Here is a 21,312-nt window from a genome sequence, read left to right as displayed (position 1 = left end):
AACCGCCCAAAAGTCACCGGGCAAGTCTAGACTTTGCCGAGTATGACGAGTGCGTTGTTATCCTTCTGGATCATTATTTTCTGTATTCTCACGGGCTACCTGCTTGCCAGAGTAAAAGTGGTGCAGCCTGGGGTAGATCGCACCCTGACGCAGATCGCCTTCAATTCCACCCTGCCGGCGCTCCTCTTCATGACGGTTGGAGAATCCGACCCGAGTATGTTCTTTAGCCGCGGCTCGTTGGCAAATATTCTTTCCGCGACCCTCATTGCCTGTCTCTACGGCGTCGTTGGACGCTACCTCCTCAACATCCGCGGCACGAAACTCACTATCGGCACCCTCGCCGCCTCCTATACGAACGTCGGAAACCTCGGCATCGCCCTGCTTTTGGCGATCACGAACGACGCCTCCACCGCCGCCCCCATCTTGCTTTTCCAGATCGTGGTGATGGTTCCGGTCTTCTTCGCGATCCTCGACCACCAAACCGGTCGCGAAGGCGCGGGCATTTGGCGCACGCTCCTCACCCGCCTGAGAAATCCGCTTCTCCTGGCCGTTCTCGCCGGCCTCGTCGTGTCGGTAGCGGGTTGGACGATTCCCGACGTCGTTGCCGGGCCGGCGCGAATGCTCGGCCAAGCGAATGTGCCGATCATCCTCATGGCCATGGGGATCTCAATTCGCGGTGCCCATGTGCCGCGCCTCGGGCGAGAATCCGGCGCGCTTTTCCTCGCCGTCGCGCTTCGCTGCCTGGCCGGGCCGCTTACGGTTTTCCTCCTCGGCAGCGCTATGGGAGTTACCGGCCACCATCTGCTCTCCATCACCATCGTGGGAGCATTCCCCACGGCAAATAATATTTTTGTCTACGCGCATCGCTACAACTCTGACGTGGACCTCGCTCGCGACTCGATACTTATCACCACCGGGCTGTGCCTGGCAGTCATGCTGGTTATTTCCACCCTTTTCCGGGCCGCGGGGGTTGTGTAGAGATGGGCGAAGTTGACGTGACCGGGCAAAAGCGCCCCTGGCAAGCGAAATGGGCGCCAGCAATGTTCCTCGGCGAAGGGCTGGTGGAATATATCGGGGCCGGGATTGCCGTTACCCTGTTCGCTACCGCCGGATCGTTTTCTGTGGCCTGGGGGAGAATCGCGCTTTCGGCCCTCATCCTCTTGCTGTGGCGCCGCCCGCGCCCGCGGGGAGCGGATGGCCGAATTGACTGGCACTTCATCCGGAGTGCTTCGATTTTCGGGATCGTCCTGGGCGGCATGAACATGGTTTTCTATGCGGCCTTGGAACATATTCCGCTCGGAACAGCAGTTTCGCTTGAATACTTGGGGCCGGTGGTCCTTGCCGTGGTGGCCGGGCGCGGCTGGCGCACCTGGCTGGGGAGCGTTTTTGCGCTACTCGGTGTTTTCTCGATTTCCTGGGCGGGTGTGGATTTGACCGAAAAATCGGTGCAAATCGGAGTGGGATGCGCTTTGCTTTCCGGGGTATTTTGGGCCGGGTACATAGGGCTCGGCCGGCGCGGTGCGGCGCAGGGGAACGGGCTCAATCGCCTCGCTATCGGTATGGCGGCGGCGACGATCGTCTACGCTCCGATTGGTATTCCGGGCTTTGCGCCCCTGGCTACCGATGCGAAAGCCGCCGGGACGCTGGTGCTCGTGGCCCTGATGTCTTCCGTGATCCCCTTTGCTATTGAGCAGGTGATCCTCGCCGGAGTCTCCGCCTCGATGTTCTCACTCCTCGCGGCGCTACTTCCCGCCACCTCGATGCTCGCTGGCCTAATCACCCTGGGGCAGGTCCCCAATGTGGGCCAGCTTGCCGGCTTGACGTGTATTTCAGTGGCGGTGGCCCTGGCTTCACTTCCTAGCTCGCTTAGGCGCAAGGGTGAGCGGCGTCGTCGGCGAGGAAGGGCGAGCAGCGGCGGCGAGGAACTTTAACAAACCCGTGCGGCCGTGGATACGGGCGCCGCGCGGGTGTACACAACGTAGGATGTGAGCAGAAATGAGGTGCACTATGGGGATTTTTTCACGCGTCAAGAACGCGGTTACGCGGACCGATTCCGAGCAAGACAAGCGCGACTTCGAGCCGCAAACCTCCGCTATGGCCGCGCCGAACGCGGCTCCGGTAACCCACGTAGAAATTGGGTTTAAGGGTGTCCAGCCGGTGCTGGTCTCGTGGGGCGTCTCTGCGATTCTGCTGATTGCGGTCGGCATTGCGATCTGGGGAATCTTCCACATGGCCTCGGCGGTGCAGTGGGTGCTGGTGGCGGTGTTCCTCGCCGGTGTTATCACGGCGCTGTTGAATCCGCTGGTGCGCGGGCTGTCGCGAATTATGCCGCGCGGAGCTGCCACCGGAATCTCGCTAATTGGCTTCCTGGCGCTTTTCCTGGGCATTATCACCTGGATCGTGACCTCGGTGGCGGCGCAGTGGGAATCCATGGCGGAGCAGATGAGCCGCGGCCTGCAGGGGATCTTAGAGTGGGTGGCGGACGGCCCCTTGCCGGTGGACGCCACCGCGGAAGAGCTCTCCCAGGAGATGGACGCCCTCATTGACCGCGGCATTGAATGGTTGCAAACCAATGCGGGGACTATCGCCACCAGCGCGCTGTCCCAGGCCTCCGCGGTCTTCCTCTTCTTTACCCTCCTGGCGCTGGCGATTTTCTGCTCCGTCTTCTTTATGGCAACCGGCCGAAATATGTGGCTTTGGTTCATCAACCTGCTCCCCTCCTCGGTGCGCCTGCGCACTCACGCCGCCGCCTCGGCGGGCTGGTACACGTTCTCCGGCTACGCGCGCGGGACGATTATTATTGGCTTCTGCGACGGCGTGCTCGCCTTCATCTTGCTTCTGGCCTGCGGCGTTCCGCTGGCCGCGCCGCTGGCTGTGCTGGTCTTTATCGGCGCGTTTATTCCGATTATCGGTGCGCCGCTGGCCATGATCGTCGCCGCACTGGTTGCTCTCGCTACCCAGGGCCCCGTTATTGCCCTGGTGGTTTTGCTGGGCGTGGCGCTTATTGGGCAGGTCGAAGGCCACTTGCTTCAGCCCATCATTATGGGTCACCAGGTTTCCCTCCACCCGGTGGTGATTGCCTTGGCCGTTACCGGGGCGACTTTCGTTGCCGGCATCCTGGGCGCGATCCTCGTTATCCCGCTTATCTCGATTATTTGGGAGGTGTACAAGGTTCTTCGCCCGACGCCGGATCAAGCCCTCAAAGCGCTTCCGCGCCTGGAGCTGCGAAATATCCCGGGTACCTCGCTGGCCAAGCAGCTGGTGGACAAGGCCTCGAAGGACCTCAATGAGGCGGCGGAAGAGGCGGTTTCGCCCGTCACCGCTCGGCCGGCAAGCGAGATGCTGGGAGGTACCGGAGCGGGAGTTTCACTGGAGGGAACCGTGGAATTTGAACCGATGCATCCCGATAGCGATGCGGATGACCCGAGCGTTTCGCAAACCGACGGTATCGAGATTGGCGGTTTGGGCGGCCCCGGAACGCGGGGCGTGGCCGGATTTGAAGACGAAAGCGATGGCACCGGAATCTCGGCGCCGCCGCGCGAGGTCAAGGGCAATCGGATCGGCAACGAGGATTAGAGCTAATCGGTAGAGGTGCAAAACCGGCCGGAGTAGAGGCGAGGCCTCCACTCCGGCCGGTATGTATTTAAATCCGAAAATGCGGGCGAGCAGGGAGCAGGGCCGGCTGGCGGTTAATTGCCGCTGCCCAAAAAGTCCGGGCGAGCCGGGCGCGGGGCTGGCCCGCGGTTAATTGCCGCTACCTAAGGCTAGAGTTCTAGCGAGCCGGGCGCGGCCCCGGCCGGGCCGAGCGGCAAAATCACGGAAGCCTGCTGGTTTCCGGTGGATTCGGGGCCGGGGTCGTTATTGGAGAAACCGCCGAACATTCGAATGATGAGCGTCAGGCAGACGATTCCGAACAGCACCATGATGATGATCATGCTCCAGTGCATCGACCGCCCGCGCCCTTCGGGCGAGGGCGGTGGGCCCCAATAGGACTTGCCGCTGGAGGGATCAGTGTGCCAGCCGTAGCCGGAGATCCAGCCTTCGCCTACGCCTTCTTCGTTGTGATCTTCCTGCATGGCTCCTTCTCTCCTTGGCCGGTTGTGCCCCACTGTGAGGCTGCCAATACGCAGCTACCAACTGCAATGCACGGTTGTGCCCTCAGTTGGAGGCTAGGCAAAAAATGCCAGGTTGGGAAGCGGTTAACTAATCTTCGGTGAGGTGGCGGATCTCGTCGTCAATCCAGTCGCCGAGTTTGCCGTCGCGGATTGCGGCGTCCAGATCGTCTTGGGTGGACGGCTCCTCAATATCAATGAGGAGATTTTGCGAGGGGCTGAGCGCGGCCGCAATGACCTCGCCGTCCTCGCTACCTGCCCACCAGAATTCCGGCTGCAGATTGCGTTTTTCAAGCTCGCGCACCACTGCCTGCGCGCGGGTCTCGTATTCCTCCGTGAAACGGCCTACCGGGGTATGCCAGGCATCGGGTAGCCCATCGGGTACGCGGGGGAATTGCGCGCCGGAGTCCTCGCGATCCGCCAGTTCGGCGGGGATGACTCGCGGGATCGATCGCGCTTCGATCAAACCGGGCCGCACCGGAACGGCCTGCAGTACCGTGCCGTCGAATTTATCCGCGCGGAAACGTGCGCTTCCCAGGGCAAAAATGGCGTCTGCGAGGAAGGCCAAAGAAATCTGCTGGCCCGATTCGGGGGCGTCCGCTTCGGCGTCGTCGAAGAAACCGAGAGAAGTCTCCAGGAACGCGACCGGCAGGTCGCTCGAAAGCTCGGCGGTGTTCACCGGCGCGAGGAGAAGGCGCTGGCCGAGGTCGGTTCCGATTTCCTCAAAACCAGCGACGAGGTGGAGGTCGTTGCTAATTGTGATGGCGGGGAGCGGCGTGCTGCCCTGCGCGAGATCACGAATTTCAATGCGAGGATTGCTCATGCCGCTTAGCGTACCCGCATAACTGGCGATTCTTCCGCTGGTGGTATGCGCCGCAGGCGAGATCGCCGGCGGGCGAAAATGTTAGGGTTTCGCCCAGAGGCGTTTCCGGCCTCGCGGACGAGGGAGCAGTACCCGCACAGCGAAAAGACTGACTCGGAGCAATTTCTGCGCGAAATTGGAAAGTAATGAACTGGATCGTCCTGATTCTTTCTGGGATGCTCGAGACGGTGTGGGCGGCGGCGCTAGAGCGCTCCAAGCATTTCCGGCGCGCTTTGCCGGTGATCGTTTTCGTCGTTGCCTCAATCATTTCCGTGCTCGGGCTGGGCTATGCAATGCAAACCATCCCCACCGGCACCGCGTATGCCGTCTGGGTTGGAATAGGCGCCACCTGCACCGTGGTCTACAGCTGGGTCACCGGCCTGGAGCGTGCCAGTTGGGTGAAAGCCGCGCTCCTCGCGCTCCTCATTGGGTGCGTGGTGGGCCTGAAGGCGGTGAGCTAAATGCCCTGGGTGGTTTTATTAGCCTCGGCGGTTCTGGAAGCGGTCTGGGCTACCGCCTTGGGCCAGTCCAATGGGTTTTCGGAGTTGGCGCCGACCTTAGTGTTTGTGATTGCCATGGTCGGATCGGTCTGGGGGCTGTCCCACGCGATTCAAGAAATTCCGCTCGGCACCGCCTACGCGGTGTGGACCGGCGTTGGCGCGGCGCTGACGGTCACCTACGCGGTGATCACCCAGTCCGAAACTCTTAACCCGGCCAAAGCCGTGTTCCTCGCCGGAATTATCCTCGCCGTGGTGGGTCTGCAGCTGGCGGACCGTGGGAAACAACCAAAGGATGGCGAGCGGCGCGGCTAGAAACGCTGGAAGCTAAGCCACGTTGCCACAAAATGGTTTCGTTGGGCAAGGCTGGGGCAACGAGGAGGTCGAGAGCGAATCTCTAGGTACAACCTAAGCACTGCCTAGGCAGTCAGCACTTTTCAATGCCATGTATATGGCATGCAAATGTCATGCGGCGAAGCGCTCGCGGGTTTGACTGCCTCATTGTTGTCCCCTTTTTGTCCCCTCGGAAAGAGGCTGATTTCCGCCGTTTAAAGGCGTTTTTCCGCGGTTTCCGGAGTCCTGGTGTCTTGCTCCACATACGTTCCACGCCGGCCTTAAATGTTTTCGCCCGGAAGCACTTTTCGTTGTGTTTCCGGGCGAAAGCCTGGTAGGCCCCGTGGGATTCGAACCCACAACCCATGGATTAAAAGTCCAGTGCTCTACCATTGGAGCTAGAGGCCCACCGGACAGTTTAGCTTCTGTTCACCCGACTGTGAAAAATGTGAAGGGTTGAACCGGTCTCATTTTACGTGCACGCGAGCCGCGCTCGTGTTGTGTCGCGAGCGGTGCATCTGTGCGTTTGCGGGTAGCGCCCTCGCTCATGGGCGAGCCGCGTGAATCGCCACTGCAAGGCGGAGGTGTTTTCCGTAAGCGAGCTTGTTCAGAGCAAACTTTTGATACGTGACCGCGTGAAATGAGCGAGAATAGGGAGTGGCATAAGCGACAAAATCGCCGGGAGTAGCGCCGCGGCGCCGGCCCGGAGATCGAGTCGAGGACGCGCATAAAAATGGCTCCCGCCCAAGAATGGCGGGCGCCGCGAGTGAGGAGGCATCATGGCGAAGTTCCGCAGGCCGGCCCAGATCAAGCCGGATCAGCTCGAGTCGATTCAGGGCGAGGGGGACGTCGCCTACAACTCCGAGCTCGCGCACACGTCTGCGCAGGCCCTTCTGCCCTTTGAAACCACGGACGCCGACCGCGAAGTGCGCGAGCGGGTGCTCGAGCTTATCCGCGAGGAGGGTGTAGACGTCGTCGCCGAGTCCTGGATTCGCTCCCCCGAGGATTCGCTGCCGGGCGCGCTCTGGCGCGGCTATCTGCTCCGCGAGTGGATTCGCCGCTACCCGGATGAGGTGAAGCGCCGTTGGAGCGCCGCTATCGAGGCGCTGCGCGCGCAGGGAGCCGACGGCGAACAGAAGATTTCCATGACCCCTTCGCCGCAAGAGGTTGAAGAGGGCTGGAATGCGGTGTTCTCCGGTGGGTACGACGCCGACTTTGCCCAGCTCCTGGCGCAATCGGCACGGATTACCGACATGATTGGTGAAATCGATCCGGAGTGGATTGATGCGGATGGCCATCCGCTCGCTACTGATGTGACCCGCCGGGATCGGGCTCTGATTGAAACCAGCGAGGAGTTCCGCATTGCCGGCGCGCAGGCGGAGCGCGGATTGCTGGAGTAAAACCCGGGCAGAGCGAGTTGTTGGAATAAAACGCACTCCACCCCGGGAAACCGGCAAAAATTTAATACCTCCCAAAAGTTAGACTGTAGGAAGATCACGACCGCACCGAAGGGGTAAGCGATATGGAGATAGCATCCGGGCGAGTAACGCAGGATACGGCCCAGATCCTCAGGCATATAGCGAAAGAAGCCGAGGATGCGGACGGCGTGGCACCGTTCAACGAGCAAACGCTTTTGGATGTGGAGTCCCAGGCGGCCTCCTCAATGGTGTGGACGATTGGCGAGCCGGTGGCCGGAATCGCCCACCGCGGCCGCAACGGGACCGTGGAGCTGGCGGTGTTGCCGGACGCGCGCGGGCTGGGCCTGGGAACCGAGCTGGTGCGCGCGGCCAAAGACGCGGGGGAAACGGCGTTCTGGGCGCACGGTAACCTGCCGGTGGCGGAGCATATCGCGGAAAAGGAAGGGCTCGACGCCGGACGCACACTCCTGGTGCTCGAGCGCGCCCTACCCGGTGACGGCGAAGGAGCCGAACCTAGCCAAGGCGAAGAGTCCGGGGCATCGCAGTTGCCAGAACCGGAGCAAGTTCCGGGCGTCGTCGTCTCGCCGTTTAATTCGGCTACCGATTTCGCTTCTCTGGTGGATCTCAACGCGCAAGCGTTCGCGAGCCACCCGGAGCAGGGCGCACTAACGCGCGAAGATTTCGATGCACGGATGCAAGAAGATTGGTTCTCCCCGGAGCTACTCCTGGTGGCGAAGTCCGAAGGCAACCTCGTCGGTTTCGTCTGGCTCAAGCCGGCCGGCGAGGCGCTAGAGCTGTACGTGCTCGGCGTCGCCCCCGAATTCCGCGGCAAGGGCCTGGGCACCGCGCTTACTGCCCGCGCGCTCGCGACTGCCGAAAAGCAGGGATTCAAGAAATCGACCCTTTACGTGGACGCAGAAAACGAGGCCGCGGTGAAGGTGTACCAAAACGCGGGGTACACCGAGGCGCAGCGCCACGTGCTTTACGACGTCGTCGCTCCGCTCGCTGAATCGGCACGGCGGGCGAAGGCCGCCGAAGAAGAGGACGAGCCGGTGGCCGAAAGCTTCTCGGTTGCGGCCCGTCTCGGCTCGCCGGTTTCCACCAAATCGCTGACGGAAATGGCAAAGGAGGCCCGGGCGGAAGCCAAGCGCTCCGCTAAGGCCCCGGAGGAATCACGCCTTCCGGAAGGACGCTTGGCCGATCGCGAGCTCTCCTGGCTCGCCTTCAATGAGCGTGTGCTGGAGCAAGCCGAAGACCAATCGCTTCCGCTCCTGGAGCGCGCCTGGTTCCTCTCGATTTTCACTTCGAATTTGGACGAATTCTTTATGGTGCGCGTGGCGGGCCTGAAGCGCCGCATTCGCTCCGGCATTGCCGTCACCGCCGCCTCCGGCCTTACGCCGCGCCAGGTCATGGCCGGAATCGCGGCTCGCACCCACGATCTGACGGCACGCCAAGCGCGCGTTTTCCTCGACGACGTCGCCCCGAAAATGGCTGAGCAGGGCATCGAAATCGAGCACTGGGACGGCTTCTCGAAATCCGAACGCAAGCTCTTCTCGAAGTTCTTCCGCTCGAATATCTTCCCCGTGCTCACGCCCCTCGCCGTCGACCCCTCTCACCCCTTCCCGTATATTTCGGGCCTGTCGCTCAACCTCGCGGTGCGGGTGAAGAATTCTGCGGGCACCACGATGTTCGCGCGCGTGAAGGTGCCGGATATCCTGCCGCGCTTCATCGCGTTGGACGAGGACGGCCACGCCTATCAGCCTGAAACCGTGCCGGCGGAGAAGAACGGGCCCACCCGGTTCCTGCCGCTGGAGGACCTCATTGGGGAACACCTGGCCGAGCTCTTCCCGGGCATGGAGATTATTGACTACTCGACCTTCCGGGTAACTCGTAACGAGGACCTCGAGGTGGAGGAGGACGACGCCGAAAACCTGCTCACCGCGCTGGAGAAGGAGCTGATTCGGCGGCGGTTCGGGCCAGTGGTCCGGATGGAAGTGGACGAGAACATGGATCCGGGCGTCCTCAAGTTCCTCATGAAGGAAATGGACATCTCCGAGCGGGACGTTTACAAGCTTCCCACCCCGCTTGATTTGACCAGTCTGGAGCTGTTCCACGGCATGGATCGCCCGGCCCTGAAGTACCCGAAGTTTGTGCCGATTACGCCCCCGGGCCTCACCGATGCGGAGTCGGCGCATTCGGCGGATCTGTTCAAGAAGATACGCGAGCGCGAAGTACTGGTGCAGCATCCCTACGAGTCATTCTCTACCTCGGTGCAGGCCTTTATTTCCCAGGCCGCAGCCGATCCGCGGGTGCTCGCAATCAAGCAGACCCTCTACCGAACCTCCGGCGATTCGCCGATTATTGACGCGCTGATCCAAGCCGCCCGCGCTGGCAAGCAGGTGTTGGCCGTGGTGGAGATCAAGGCGCGCTTCGATGAGGAGCGCAATATTGGTTGGGCGCGCAAACTGGAGCGCTCCGGCGTACACGTGGTGTACGGCATGGTGGGCCTCAAGACTCACTGCAAACTGTGCCTGGTAGTGCGCCAGGAAGCTGACGGGTTGCGCCGCTACTGCCACGTGGGCACGGGTAATTACAATCCGAAGACGGCCCGCGGTTACGAGGATATTGGCCTGTTCACCTGCGACCGCAATGTGGGCCAGGACCTTACCCGGTTGTTCAACCAGCTTTCCGGCTACGCCCCGGCGGCCACTTTCCACCGCCTTCTGGTGGCGCCCACCGGCATTCGCTCCGGCCTGATTGAACGCATTGAGCGCGAAATCGCCAATAAGAACGCCGGCAAGCCTGCCTGGATCAAGATCAAGTGCAACTCGATTATCGATGAGACCACCATTGACGCCCTGTACCGAGCCTCGCAAGCGAGCGTGCCGGTGGATATCCAGGTGCGCGGGATTTGCGGGGTGCGCGCCGGCATCCCGGGCCTTTCCGAGAACATCAAGGTGCGCTCGATTCTGGGCCGCTACCTGGAGCACTCGCGTATCTACGCCTTCCACAACGACGGCGATACCGACGTGTGGATTGGCTCGGCGGACCTTATGCACCGCAACTTGGATCGGCGAATTGAAGCGCTGATTAAGGTGCAAGATCCGGATCATATTGACCGGCTAGTGGAGCTGATTGACGTTGCCACCGCGGATTCCACCAGCTCGTGGCGCCTCCGCCCCGATGGCTGGGTGCGCGTGAACCAAACCCGCAAGGGTCGCCCGCTAGTGGACATCCAGGAATTGCTCATGCGCCAGGCTCGTTCGAAGGTCTCCGGGTCGAAGAATTAGCCGAGCTCGACGAGCCAAAACCGGAAGATAGCCCGCTTCCGTTATCAAAAAATGAAAACGCTTCCGTATGGGGGAAAGTAGCGAAGAAGTGATCACAGCGGGGTGAACTGGCATGGGTAAGCGTAGCGACGCGGCGGGGTGCCTGGTGTGGCGCCACGGTAAGAAGCACCTTGAGTTTTTGGTGATAGAAACCGAGGCCGGCCTGGTGCTTCCTTCCGCTCGCCTGGAGCCCAATGAGGGTTTTCGCGACGCCGCCGTTCGTAGCGCGGCGGTACTGGCCGGGGTGGGCGTCGCGCTACGCCGCCCCCTCGGCTCGTTCTCGATTAAGGCCAGCGTGGCGCCGGATATAGCCGAGCGCATTGAGGGCAGCGAAGAAACCGAGGCCGCGCAGGCGGCGTCGGGCGAGGAAGAAGATACCCGGAAAGAAAGCTCGCAAAAACCCGGAAAACCGGGGAAAACCTCCACCTACTACTGGCTCGCGCAGGAGGTGGGGGAGGACCATCCCATCATTGCGCTACGCCGCGATCGGCCGCGTTATTTGAAGAACTCCAGCCCGGTGCAGGCGCGGTGGATTACCGCCGAGGATGCGCAGGAGGAACTGGCGCTGAAGGGCGAATCGAAACTGGTGGGTAAGGCCCTCAAGCTCTACAAACACGAGGAATTTTATACCCGGGCGGTGCTTTTGGTGCGCCACGCGCGGGCCCGTAAGCGGTCGGTGTGGAAGGGGCCGGAGGAGACGCGCCCGCTCACTCCGCAAGGGGCGGAACGAGCCGCCGAAATCGCCTATGACCTGGCAAATTACGGGGTGGAAGAACTGGTTTCCTCACCCTGGAAACGATGTATAGATACGCTGGCGCCCTACGCGGAGCGCACCGGTCTGGAAATCCAAATGGCGCCGGAGCTTACCGAGGCTTCCTACAAGAAGAGCTCGAAAAAAGCGGTGCGGAAGATCCACAAGCTGCTTGGCACCTCGGGGGTGCCCACCGCAGCTTCCCTACATCGGCCCACTTTGCCGGGCGTGCTTGACGCGGTGCTGGAGCATTCGAACTCCGCGGTGCAGAAGAAAATTCCCCGCAAGGATCCGTACCTGAAGACTGGCGAAATCCTGGTGATGCATCTGATTGGTTCGACGGTGGTGGCCGCCGAGCGCTATCGGCCGGTCTCACCCGATTAAGTGGGCGTGAAGCGCGCGCGAAGCAGCTGTTTGCGCGGGGCCGGGCGAATGCGTTGACCGCGCCGAGCCGGTGGGGCAAATTGGAGAGAAATTGGCGGAATTTAGCCGATGTGACAGAGGGAACAGCGTCGTTAACCAACTGTTTACTTTAAATGTCTCGGATCGTAACCCGCGCTTTTTACGGTTGCATTCAGCGAGCGCATAAACGGGCGCTCCCTGACACGCAAGGACACAACTGTGAAGATGAAGAAGTTTTCGGCACTTGCCGCCGCAACCGCTGTCGCTCTGACTCTTTCCGCCTGCGGTGGTAACGCAGACGGTAGTAAGGCGACCAACCAGGCCGCGACCGAAGCAACCTCTGCCGCTGCCAGCAATTCCGGATCCGGTGTTTCGGGCACGATCAACGGTTCCGGCGCTTCCTCGCAGGTCAACGCTCAGCAGGCGTGGCGCGACGGCTTCCAGGCCAAGGAAAGCGGCGTCACGGTCAACTACGAATCGACCGGTTCCGGCACCGGCCGCGAGCAGTTCCTCGCGGGCGATGTTTCCTACGCCGGTTCTGACTCGATCTTCAAGGCCGAAGAGCGTGCCCAGGTTGGCAAGAACAACCAGTGCGCTTCGGACGTTATGCTCGAGCTCCCGGTTTACATCTCCCCGATCGCGATTGCTTACAATCTCCCGGGTGTTGAGGAACTGAACCTCAAGTCTGAGACGGTTGCCAAGATCTTCGATCAGAAGATCACCAAGTGGAACGACGCCGAGATCGCCGAGGCTAACCCCGGCGTTGAGCTTCCGGATCTGGACATTATTCCGGTGAACCGCTCCGACGATTCCGGTACCTCTGAGAACTTCCAGCAGTACCTCGCCGAGGCCGCTCCGAGCGCCTGGACCTACGAGCCGTCTGACACCTGGCCCGTGACGGGCACCCAGTCCGGTCAGGGCACCTCCGGCGTCGTCACCCTCGCCTCCTCCACGGAAGGCGCCATCACCTACGCCGACTACTCGCAGATCAAGTCGCTGAAGGCCGCCAAGGTCTCCGTCGGTGATGACTTCGTGGGCCCGACCCCCGAGGCAGCCGCGGCCATCGTTGACGGTTCGCCCGCCACCGAGGACGCCACCGACACCCGCCTGACGGTTGAGTTGGTGCGCGACGGCTCCATCAAGGACGCCTACCCCGTGGTTATGATCTCCTACCTGGCAGCCTGCCAGCAGTACAAGGATGCCAACACCGCCAGCCTGGTGAAGGAGTTCTTCACCTACGTGGTTTCGGAAGAGGGCCAGAAGTATGCTGCTGAGGCTAACGGTGGTAACGCCCCGATTTCGGACACCCTCCGCAAGGAGGCCCAGGCCGCGATCGACACCATCAAGTAAGCGATTCGGTCAGCCAATAAGTGAATATCGATAGTCAATGACTGAACTCGATAACACTGCCGGGGAGGTTCCAGTGGCGAATACGCCCGGGGCCTCCCCGAAGGCCGAAAAAGGTAGTGGTGGTAAGGAACAGAAATCTACTGTTACCTTCGGCAGTCGGCGCGCGCGTGGCCGCGCTGACGCAACATTCAAAGGCTTTGCCTACGGAGCCGGCATCCTGATTATTCTCACCCTGGGTGCTGTCTTCATTTTCCTTCTGGTGGAGTCCTACCCCGCGTATCTCGCCACCTCGGAAGAGATTCGTAAGGGAGCCTCGTTCACGCAGGGTTTGAATTTCTGGCAGTACGCCGGGGCGGCGCTCTTTGGCACGATCCTGGCTTCGCTCATCGCCCTGCTGGTAGCGGTGCCGCTTTCCATCGGTATCGCTCTGTTTATTTCGCACTACGCCTCGCGCCGGTTCGCAACTGGCCTGGGCTACATTATCGATCTGCTGGCGGCGATCCCCTCCGTGGTGTTCGGCCTGTGGGGCATCCGCACACTGGAGCCGATGATTCGGCCAATCTTTGATTGGATTGAAAGCGCCCTGGGCCCAATCCTGCAGTGGTGGGTCGATTACGTTCCGTTCATGGGTGAAGAAAACGGTCTGGCCCGCTTCGACTGGTGGCCTTTGCAGCCCGATCTAGTGAACTTCGTACCGCCGGCACGAAACATCCTGATGGGCGGCCTGGTTCTGGCGATTATGATCATCCCGATCATCACCTCGCTGTGCCGTGAAGTCTTCTTGCAGACCCCGCGCCTGCTCGAAGAGGCAGCGCTTGGCCTGGGCGCGACGCGCTGGGAAATGATCAAGATGACGGTTCTTCCGATGGGACGCTCGGGTATTTCGTCCGCTTCCATGCTCGGTTTGGGCCGCGCACTCGGTGAAACAATGGCCCTGTTGATGGTGCTCTCGCCGGGCTTGGCCGTGAACTTCGCGATTATGTCTCCCGGCCAGCATTCGACCATCGCCTCCCAGATTGCGCTCAACTTCCCGGAGGCCGCTCCGGGTCTGCCGAGCCAGGTACTGGTAGGAATCGGCTTCCTGCTGTTCGTGCTCACATTCATCGTCAACTGGGGCGCGCGCCGAATCGTGGCGCGCACCAGCGTGAAGTAAGGAGGAACCCATGGCAAACGAAGATATTGCAAAGGGTTCGATCCCGGAATCTGAGCCAACGGCCCCCGGCCAGGGCGGTGCAATGCCCCCGGCCGGCGGAGAGCAGCCCGGTCTGCCCACCACCGCTTTGGCGGAAACGGCGGCTAACGACAAGGTGGCCACCGAATCCGAGCCGAAGCCGGCCGCGGGTAAGCGCGCGAAGGATTCCGGCAAGTCCGGTTCCGACGGCGTTGATTTCCGCACCGGCACGCTTAAGCGCCTCCCCAAGGGCTTCTCGCTCGGAGTACTTATTGCCTGCTGGCTGGTGACCTACCTCCTGTTCAAGTTCGCGTTCAAGACCGAATCACTGGTGGGCATCGCCGTCGTCGGCTACCTCATCTTCCTGGTGATTATGCGGATTGTTTCCTACCAGGTGGAAGGAAAGCGCGGCGGTAGCGACCGCATGGCGGGGATCGTCATTGCCTCCGCCTTTGTGATCGCGGTGGTCCCGCTCATCTCGCTGCTCTGGGCGGTGGTCCAAAACGCCATCCCGGCCATGAGCTACAGCTTCCTCAACAACTCGATGGTGGGTATGTCCGCCGCTGGCGCGCAACCCGGCCTCGGCCACGCGGTGGTTGGAACGCTCATCATTACGGGCACCACGGCCCTTATCGCGATTCCGCTCGGAATCCTCACGGCCGTATACCTGGTGGAGTACTACCGCGGCGGATGGTTCGGCAAGGTCGTAACGTTCCTGGTGGACATTATGACCGGTATCCCCTCGATCGTCGCCGGTTTGTTCGCGGCCGCGTTCGTGGGCGTGATTGCCCCCGGCCTCGGCCACCGCAACGGCCTGATGGGCGCCGTCGCCCTCGTGGTTCTGATGACCCCGATCGTCGTTCGTAACACGGAAGAAATGCTCCGCATTGTTTCCGACGAACTGCGTGAAGCGTCCTACGCGCTGGGCGTCACCAAGTCTCGCACGATCGTCAAGGTGGTTCTGCGTACCGCGTTGCCGGGCATTGTTTCCGGTTGCGTTATCGCGCTGGCCCGCGTGATTGGCGAGTCCGCACCGCTTATGATTACCGCATCGTCGCCGGACGGCTTCAACTACTCGCTGGTCAACGGACCGGTGATGACGCTCCCGGTGTTCGTCTACTCGATGTTCCAGCGCGGAATGATGGAGTACGCCTGGGGTGGCGCGCTCGTGCTGGTGATCATCGTCCTCGTACTCAACCTCATCGCGCGGATTATCGCGAAGGTGTTCGCCCCGAAGACTCGCTAGTTCCGAACCGGGTGGCTATGGTTTCACGACGACGCCGTAGCTCCCGGCACGGAAACGAAAGGACCAAAAGTGACTAAAGGAATCGTCGTCCGCGACGAAAATATTTACTACGGCGACTTTCTTGCCGTCGAGGGCGTGAACGTACACATTCGTCCGAACTCGATCACGGCTTTGATTGGGCCCTCCGGTTGTGGCAAGTCCACCTTCCTGCGTTCGCTCAACCGCATGCACGAAGTGCAGAACGGCGCTTACGTGACCGGCTCGGTGGAGATCGACGGCCAGGACATCTACGCTCCGAACGTTGATCCGGTTTCGGTGCGCGGGCACGTGGGCATGGTGTTCCAGCGCCCCAACCCGTTCCCCACCATGACCATCAAGGACAACGTTCTGGCTGGCTATCGCCTCAACAATGAGAAAGTGAAGAAGGCCGACGCCGAGGAAATCGTGGAGCGCTCCCTGCGCGGCGCCAACCTCTGGGAAGAGGTCAAGGATCGTCTGGATCGCCCGGGCGCCTCGCTTTCCGGTGGTCAGCAGCAGCGTCTATGCATTGCTCGCGCCATCGCGGTGGAGCCGGAAGTTCTTCTTATGGACGAGCCGTGCTCCGCGCTTGACCCGATCTCGACCCTGGCTATTGAGGACCTCATGATCGAACTCCGCAAGGACTTCACGATCGTGATCGTGACCCACAATATGCAGCAGGCCGCGCGTGTTTCGGAAATGACGGGCTTCTTCAATATTGAAGGAACCGGCAAGCCGGGCCACCTGATTGAGTTCGACGACACCGAGAAGATTTTCTCCAATCCGTCTAACTCTGAGACGGAAGATTACGTCTCGGGCCGCTTCGGCTAAAAAGCTCGGGTAGCACCCCAGCTACTCGTTTTCTCACGCCCGCGTAGAGGTAGTTGTGTCCCTGCCTCTACGTGGGCGTTTGTTAACCCGGGCGGGATGCCCAGAAGGCCAGCGCGCGCGAAACTTAGAGCAGGAAGAGGCGTAGCGCGAGGGTTACCAGCGCGGCAATTCCCGCGGCGCACGGCAGGGTGAAGACCCAGGCGGTGGCGATATTTCCGGCCGTTCCCCAGCGGACCGCGGCCTTGCTCTTGGTTGCCCCCACGCCCATAATCGCGGAGGTAATGGTCTGGGTGGTGGAAATTGGCGCGGCCCAGACGAACGCCGTCGTGTAAAGCACCGAGGCGGCCACCGTCTCCGCCACGAAACCGTGCGGCGGATCCAAATCAATGAGCTTGCTACCCAGCGTCTTCATAATGCGGAAGCCGCCGGTGGCCGTACCGGCCGAGATCGCGGTGGCCGCCACAAGCTTCACCCAGAGCGGGATTCCTCCGCCGGAGGGGTGGAAACCGCCAGCTACCATGGCCATTACGATAACGCCCATTGTTTTCTGCGCGTCCTGCAGGCCGTGGCCGAGGGCCACCGCCGCGGCGGAAATCGTTTGTGCGTAGCGGAAACGGGTCATGGTGTGCCCGTAGGAGGCCTCTTTTGCCTCGAGTGCGGCGAGCACCAGCTTCATTGCTACGTAGGCAAAAGTAAAGCCGACGATCGGCGAAAGGACCATCGGCAAAACGACTTTGTCTACAATGACGCCCCAGTGCACGGTCACCGCGGTGACCAGGCCGGCGCCCGTCAAACCGCCAATAAGTGCGTGCGAACTGGAGGACGGCAAGCCCAGCCACCAGGTAATGAGGTTCCAGCTGACGGCTCCGAAGAGGGCGCCGAGTACCAGGAGTAAGCCGTCGAGCTCCGCGGTTTCAGTAATGTCGACGATGCCTGAACCAATTGTTTCCGCCACCCCGGTACCCAGCATGGCGCCCACGAAATTCATGAGCGCGGCCATGGCCAGCGCCACTGGCGGGGTCAGGGCGCGGGTTGCAACCGAGGTTGCGATCGCATTTGCGGCGTCGTGAAAACCATTGGTGAAATCGAAGATCACGCAGGTCGCGATCACCACGAATACGAGGAAAATTAGTTCAGACACGCTTAGGACTCCTTGAGCGCAATCTGCTCGACGATATTAGCTAGCCGTTCGAAGGCGTCCATGGTTTCCTCGAGCGCGGTCGCGATCATTTGCAGGCGCATAACCTCCAAGGCCTCGGTGCGGCCGTCGAACAAATCGACGATCGTCTTGGCGTAGAGCCGGTCGGCCTGGTTTTCCAGCTGATTCATTTCGATCCAGTAGCTGCGCGCCTTTTCGTCGGTGGGGGAGAAGTGCGTCAGCGCCTGCACCGACTGCTCGGCGCATTTCTTCACCAGTCCCACCACGGCGATACACTCGCGCGGCAGATGGGAAGGCGAAAGCATGGTGATGCTGCTTCCCGCTTCATCCATCAGATCAACGCAATCGTCAATACGCGAGCTGAGCTTGTACAGGTCAGAGCGATCGAAGGGAAGAACAAAAGACTTGTTGACGAAGGTGAGGAGTTCGTGCGAAGCGTCATCGGCTTCGTTTTCCACCTGATGCAGGGCCTCGCTCTGGATCGTCTGCTCGGAAACGTCCGAAGTTACTATCTTTTCCAGGTAGTGAGCAGCGGATGCCAAGTGTTGCGCCTGGTTATCAATCAGTTGAAAGATCTTGTGCGACTTCGAGAGTCGATTAAAGATGCCCAAATTAACGCTCCGTTTCAACGAGGTAAACGGCAAATAAATGGTGCCGGGCCTAGCTTAGATGACGAAGCGGTAAAAAAGTAGGAATTTGGGCGGGTGAGCGCGAAGAAGACTGAGGGAAACGCGCGAAATAAATGGGCGTCGCTCGCGAAAAAGGGCATGAAAAAGGCATCGGACCCGAGAGCGCCTGACGGCGCGAATGCCGCTCGAAGCGGCTGTAGTTGGAGCCCGGGGCTTTCGTGGCCCGATGCCGTAGCTCAACTCTAACAGGGTTGCCGGCCAATCGCGAAAGCCTGCGGTCAATCGCGAAAGTTCGGCGCTTTTGCAAGAATGGCACCATGACACCGCAAGTAGAAACAAACAGTGACGGGCGGCCCGAGGAGGCTGTTCCGCTTCGGCGCACGATACCGGCAGACGCTCTGGCCTGCGCGCTCGTGCTCGGAATTGAACTGGTGTTTCTCTTCTCCCAGGTTCTCCCTGCCCCGCATCTATGGATGGGAGCGCTGGCGCTGATAGGTAGCGTGTTGGCGGTGTACGGAATCGTGAGCCGATCCCCGGTCCCGCACCCGCGCATGGCGCGCGGCGTCGGCCTGATAGGTTGCCTGGCAGGCGTCGGCATTGGCACCTTCGGCGCACCCATTCATTTGGCGTATGCCGCGGGCGTGGCGGTGCTCGTAGCTTTCTTCTCCGAGATGCTTCGTGCCAATCGCGAGCAACTGCTCATCCAGGTTTCAATCACCTACCTGGTGGTTTTGGTGGGTATTGCGGCGGGCTTTTGGCCGCACGTCATTCGCCTGGGCGAACCGGGCCGCACCGCCGGCCTGGCCATCGTCGCCGCCGTCCTGTGCATGGCGGTGGCGCGCCTGGTCATGGGCCGCATCTGGGGCTGGTGGCCGTTCGCGGTCGTCGCCTTCGCCGGCCTCATTGGCGGCGGACTCATGGCGTGGTCGCTCACCCGTGGCTTCGCCGCCTTCGCCCCGTTCGCCGGAGGCGTGCTAGCCCTGGTGGTGCTGTTCGCGATTGTTGATTTTTTCTTCGGCCTGCGCCCCGAGGCACATCTTCCCGACGCCGAAGAGTGGGCCGCTGAACGGCAAGACGGCGAGGGGATAGCCGGAGAGCCGCAAGCCGGAGACCAGCAGGCAGGCGAACAGCAAACTGCGGAGGAATCGGCGGGCGAAATTGCTGAAAGCCAAGCGCGCGGTCACGCTCCGGCGCTATTGGCGCTGGCTGGGCTCGAGCTTTCCGTGGTGTCAGCCGCGGGCGCGGCGGCGTTCGGGCTGGCGCTCGCGATCATCTAACCTGGGACTATGGTTTTCACGATTCCCACAAATCTTGCGCCCGAAACCTACCCGATGGCCTGGTTGGTTGATACGTGGCACGGCGCTGGCGTGCTTTCCTATGAGGGGGTTGAGGCGGCGCCTTTCCTGCAGGAGCTACGTATTGATAACGACGGCGGTGGCCCGTATCTGCGAGTGCTCTCGGATATTTGGCTTGCTAATGAAGGGCTCGACGCCGTCGACCAAGAAATGCCCGGTGGCCTGCAATATCAGCGGCTTAGTAAGGGGCAGGTATGGTCTAGCCTGGCTGGGTATCTGCGGGTATCGCCCGAACACGGCGAGGGTAAAGACGGGCAGTACGTGCTCGAGGGAATGGTCGCTCAACCTACCGGCCACGCGATGACTTTGGCCGGCGCCATTCAGGGGCCGCGGTTCCAGTTCTTGGCAGACGCCATTGCGGCCACACCCACCGCGCAGCGCTATGAGGGCGGGCGCGTTACGGGCGGTTACGTGGAATCAGAGCTTTTCTTCGCCTACGAGATGGCCGCGTTTGGTAGCGACCTGCGCGACTATATGTCCGCCCGCCTGCAGCGCGTTGGGGATGTGGAGTGGCCAGAAGCCAGCGCCTCCCCCGCCGCGGAATGAGGCGCGCGCGCAATCCGCTTCTTGCATTGAATGGAGCGGTTGAGGCCACCGACGACGGCACCCCGGATGGACGCGGCCTGGGCGTGGCCGCCCATTACGGGAATCCCCTGGCCGAGCAGCGCGAACTGGCTTGCGGGCGAGCGGTGGTGGATCTTTCGCACGCGCGAGTTGAGTGCCTCGGGAGTGGTGCGGGCCTAGCGAATAGCTCCGGCACTGCAGGTAGCCCAGGATTTGCGGATGGGACCGGCGCCGCGCGCAACCCAAGTCCCGTGAGTAGCTCCGGCATAGCGGCGGAGCAGAATGCGCGCCGCTGGAAAGATACGCGTCGTGGCAGAGGCGTGCGCCGCTGGAAAGACGTACTTGAAATTGACTCGACCGGGCGAATTCGCTACGGCTGGGTTCGTGCAGAGGCCCCGGGGTGCGCTTTCAAGGTTTCCTTCGCCAATTTCGTCGGGGAGGAAGTTCCGAGTAGCGACCAAAACTATTTTCTTGTGGGGGCTTCGGCGGCGCTCGCCAAAAAGCTCGAAACTATCGCCGCGCGAGGCCCGGGTGGCGAGCCGTTGGTATGGATTGATTCCTGGCCGGCAACGTCCTATCAGGAACGAACCGGCGAGAGCTGGCAAGCCGCTTATGCGCTGGTCACCGACAGAGAGGCGCTGGCGCACTGCCCGCGCGCGGAGCAGCCAAAGTCGGCGGAGCCAGAATCGGCAGTAGTAGGGCTCGCGGCGCTCGCCTCCGTTGGCTCGGAATACGGTGAGCCAGAGCTTGCGGCTTCAAAACCCGCCGGCGCGGAACGCGCCGGGCTAAAGCTGGCGGGGCTCAGCGCTTGGAGAGCACAAATGATCGCCGCCTGCCGGCCGGATCCTTGCCTCGCCGCGGCGGTGGGCGCTTACCCCGACGAGCTAGGTTTTCCGATTTTGGATCCGGAATATCGTGGCGGCGCGGAAATTCGAACCACCACCGAGAGGCAAAAGAGATCGCTCTGGCTGCTCTATCTTGAGGGCCCGGACCTGGCCGATTTGCCCGCCCCGAACTGCCCGATTTTCGTGGAAGCGCCGGGCGCCACCCAACCGAGCACTACCCAACCGGGCGCCACCCAACCGAGCCCCGCGGCGGGCCAAATTGTGGCCAGTGCGCGCGACTGGCAGGATGGCCCGCTGTCAGTGGCATTGCTGAACTCCGGCGTCGTTCGCCCGGAAAGCGCGCTGCGGGTCGGTGACTTTCGAGCCTTCGCGCAACCCATAGAGTTCTAGCCACCGCCCGCCGCGCCTGTATTTCTTAGCGAAAATTTGCGGTAATGGCG

The 21,312-nt window shown here is 61.6% G+C and carries 19 protein-coding genes, 1 tRNA gene and 1 riboswitch; of the genes, 15 read left to right on the top strand and 5 right to left on the bottom strand.

Going from position 1 to position 21,312, the window contains the following annotated elements:
* Positions 1 to 42 precede the first annotated feature (42 nt).
* The 3 genes from BN2664_RS06100 (at position 43) to BN2664_RS06090 (ending at position 3,576) form a co-directional block, all read left to right on the top strand.
* Entirely contained in the window at positions 43 to 978 is a 936-nt protein-coding gene (locus BN2664_RS06100; protein WP_007001078.1) for an AEC family transporter, read from the top strand.
* Between the two features lie 2 nt (positions 979 to 980).
* Positions 981 to 1,931: an EamA family transporter gene (locus BN2664_RS06095; RefSeq protein ID WP_007001079.1), complete on the top strand. Its 951-nt coding sequence runs from the start codon at positions 981 to 983 to the stop codon at positions 1,929 to 1,931.
* Between the two features lie 76 nt (positions 1,932 to 2,007).
* Positions 2,008 to 3,576 (top strand): AI-2E family transporter, encoded by a 1,569-nt coding sequence (locus BN2664_RS06090; RefSeq protein ID WP_007001080.1) that lies wholly within the window; start codon positions 2,008 to 2,010, stop codon positions 3,574 to 3,576.
* A gap of 188 nt (positions 3,577 to 3,764) precedes the next feature.
* Here the strand turns inward: BN2664_RS06090 and BN2664_RS06085 are convergent, their stop codons facing one another.
* On the bottom strand, positions 3,765 to 4,076 hold the full coding sequence (locus BN2664_RS06085) for a hypothetical protein (protein ID WP_007001081.1): 312 nt from the start codon (positions 4,074 to 4,076) through the stop codon (positions 3,765 to 3,767).
* A 127-nt stretch (positions 4,077 to 4,203) separates the two neighbouring features.
* Positions 4,204 to 4,935 (bottom strand): hypothetical protein, encoded by a 732-nt coding sequence (locus tag BN2664_RS06080; RefSeq protein ID WP_007001082.1) that lies wholly within the window; start codon positions 4,933 to 4,935, stop codon positions 4,204 to 4,206.
* Between the two features lie 93 nt (positions 4,936 to 5,028).
* Positions 5,029 to 5,093, top strand: a riboswitch (guanidine-III (ykkC-III) riboswitch).
* Between the two features lie 27 nt (positions 5,094 to 5,120).
* On the opposite strand from BN2664_RS06080, the gene BN2664_RS06075 reads away from it, so the two are divergent.
* Entirely contained in the window at positions 5,121 to 5,435 is a 315-nt protein-coding gene (locus BN2664_RS06075) for a DMT family transporter (RefSeq protein ID WP_007001083.1), read from the top strand.
* Positions 5,436 to 5,786 (top strand): DMT family transporter, encoded by a 351-nt coding sequence (locus BN2664_RS06070; RefSeq protein WP_007001084.1) that lies wholly within the window; start codon positions 5,436 to 5,438, stop codon positions 5,784 to 5,786.
* A gap of 350 nt (positions 5,787 to 6,136) precedes the next feature.
* Here BN2664_RS06070 and BN2664_RS06065 read toward each other — a convergent pair.
* Positions 6,137 to 6,212 (bottom strand) — tRNA-Lys (locus tag BN2664_RS06065).
* Between the two features lie 371 nt (positions 6,213 to 6,583).
* Between BN2664_RS06065 and BN2664_RS06060 the strand changes: the two genes are divergently transcribed.
* From BN2664_RS06060 to pstB, 7 genes are all read left to right on the top strand, one after another.
* Positions 6,584 to 7,204 carry a hypothetical protein gene (locus tag BN2664_RS06060; RefSeq protein ID WP_007001085.1) on the top strand — a complete coding sequence of 207 codons (621 nt, stop codon included), beginning with the start codon at positions 6,584 to 6,586 and terminating at the stop codon, positions 7,202 to 7,204.
* A gap of 122 nt (positions 7,205 to 7,326) precedes the next feature.
* Positions 7,327 to 10,512, top strand: a complete 3,186-nt coding sequence (locus BN2664_RS06055; protein WP_007001086.1) for an RNA degradosome polyphosphate kinase — start codon at positions 7,327 to 7,329, stop codon at positions 10,510 to 10,512.
* 112 nt (positions 10,513 to 10,624) lie between these two features.
* Positions 10,625 to 11,686: a histidine phosphatase family protein gene (locus BN2664_RS06050; protein ID WP_007001087.1), complete on the top strand. Its 1,062-nt coding sequence runs from the start codon at positions 10,625 to 10,627 to the stop codon at positions 11,684 to 11,686.
* Positions 11,687 to 11,929: 243 nt separating this feature from the next.
* Positions 11,930 to 13,054 carry a phosphate ABC transporter substrate-binding protein PstS gene (gene pstS / locus BN2664_RS06045; protein ID WP_040317245.1) on the top strand — a complete coding sequence of 375 codons (1,125 nt, stop codon included), beginning with the start codon at positions 11,930 to 11,932 and terminating at the stop codon, positions 13,052 to 13,054.
* Positions 13,055 to 13,127: 73 nt separating this feature from the next.
* A complete protein-coding gene (pstC, locus tag BN2664_RS06040; protein ID WP_007001089.1) occupies positions 13,128 to 14,207 on the top strand; it encodes a phosphate ABC transporter permease subunit PstC in 1,080 nt (359 codons plus the stop codon).
* 10 nt (positions 14,208 to 14,217) lie between these two features.
* Positions 14,218 to 15,471: a phosphate ABC transporter permease PstA gene (gene pstA / locus BN2664_RS06035; RefSeq protein ID WP_007001090.1), complete on the top strand. Its 1,254-nt coding sequence runs from the start codon at positions 14,218 to 14,220 to the stop codon at positions 15,469 to 15,471.
* Positions 15,472 to 15,540: 69 nt separating this feature from the next.
* Positions 15,541 to 16,320: a phosphate ABC transporter ATP-binding protein PstB gene (gene pstB / locus BN2664_RS06030; protein ID WP_007001091.1), complete on the top strand. Its 780-nt coding sequence runs from the start codon at positions 15,541 to 15,543 to the stop codon at positions 16,318 to 16,320.
* Between the two features lie 124 nt (positions 16,321 to 16,444).
* Here the strand turns inward: pstB and BN2664_RS06025 are convergent, their stop codons facing one another.
* Together BN2664_RS06025 and BN2664_RS06020 are read right to left on the bottom strand one after the other, a co-directional pair.
* The gene (locus BN2664_RS06025) at positions 16,445 to 17,461 is read right to left on the bottom strand and encodes an inorganic phosphate transporter (RefSeq protein ID WP_007001092.1); all 1,017 of its coding nucleotides are present in this window, start codon (positions 17,459 to 17,461) and stop codon (positions 16,445 to 16,447) included.
* A 2-nt stretch (positions 17,462 to 17,463) separates the two neighbouring features.
* Positions 17,464 to 18,090: a DUF47 domain-containing protein gene (locus BN2664_RS06020; protein ID WP_007001093.1), complete on the bottom strand. Its 627-nt coding sequence runs from the start codon at positions 18,088 to 18,090 to the stop codon at positions 17,464 to 17,466.
* A 335-nt stretch (positions 18,091 to 18,425) separates the two neighbouring features.
* On the opposite strand from BN2664_RS06020, the gene BN2664_RS06015 reads away from it, so the two are divergent.
* From BN2664_RS06015 to BN2664_RS06005, 3 genes are read left to right on the top strand one after another with little or no spacing between them, the layout of a single operon-like run.
* Positions 18,426 to 19,385 carry a hypothetical protein gene (locus BN2664_RS06015; RefSeq protein WP_007001094.1) on the top strand — a complete coding sequence of 320 codons (960 nt, stop codon included), beginning with the start codon at positions 18,426 to 18,428 and terminating at the stop codon, positions 19,383 to 19,385.
* A gap of 9 nt (positions 19,386 to 19,394) precedes the next feature.
* Positions 19,395 to 20,009, top strand: coding sequence for a heme-binding beta-barrel domain-containing protein (locus tag BN2664_RS06010; RefSeq protein WP_007001095.1), 615 nt, complete (start codon positions 19,395 to 19,397; stop codon positions 20,007 to 20,009).
* A 26-nt stretch (positions 20,010 to 20,035) separates the two neighbouring features.
* On the top strand, positions 20,036 to 21,262 hold the full coding sequence (locus BN2664_RS06005) for a hypothetical protein (protein ID WP_155856479.1): 1,227 nt from the start codon (positions 20,036 to 20,038) through the stop codon (positions 21,260 to 21,262).
* Positions 21,263 to 21,312 lie beyond the last annotated feature (50 nt).

The sequence above is a fragment of the Actinobaculum massiliense genome (assembly GCF_001457435.1).
Taxonomy (GTDB): domain Bacteria; phylum Actinomycetota; class Actinomycetes; order Actinomycetales; family Actinomycetaceae; genus Actinobaculum; species Actinobaculum massiliense.
Note: the sequence above shows the minus strand (reverse complement) of the source record. Positions and strands in the feature narration are given on the sequence as shown.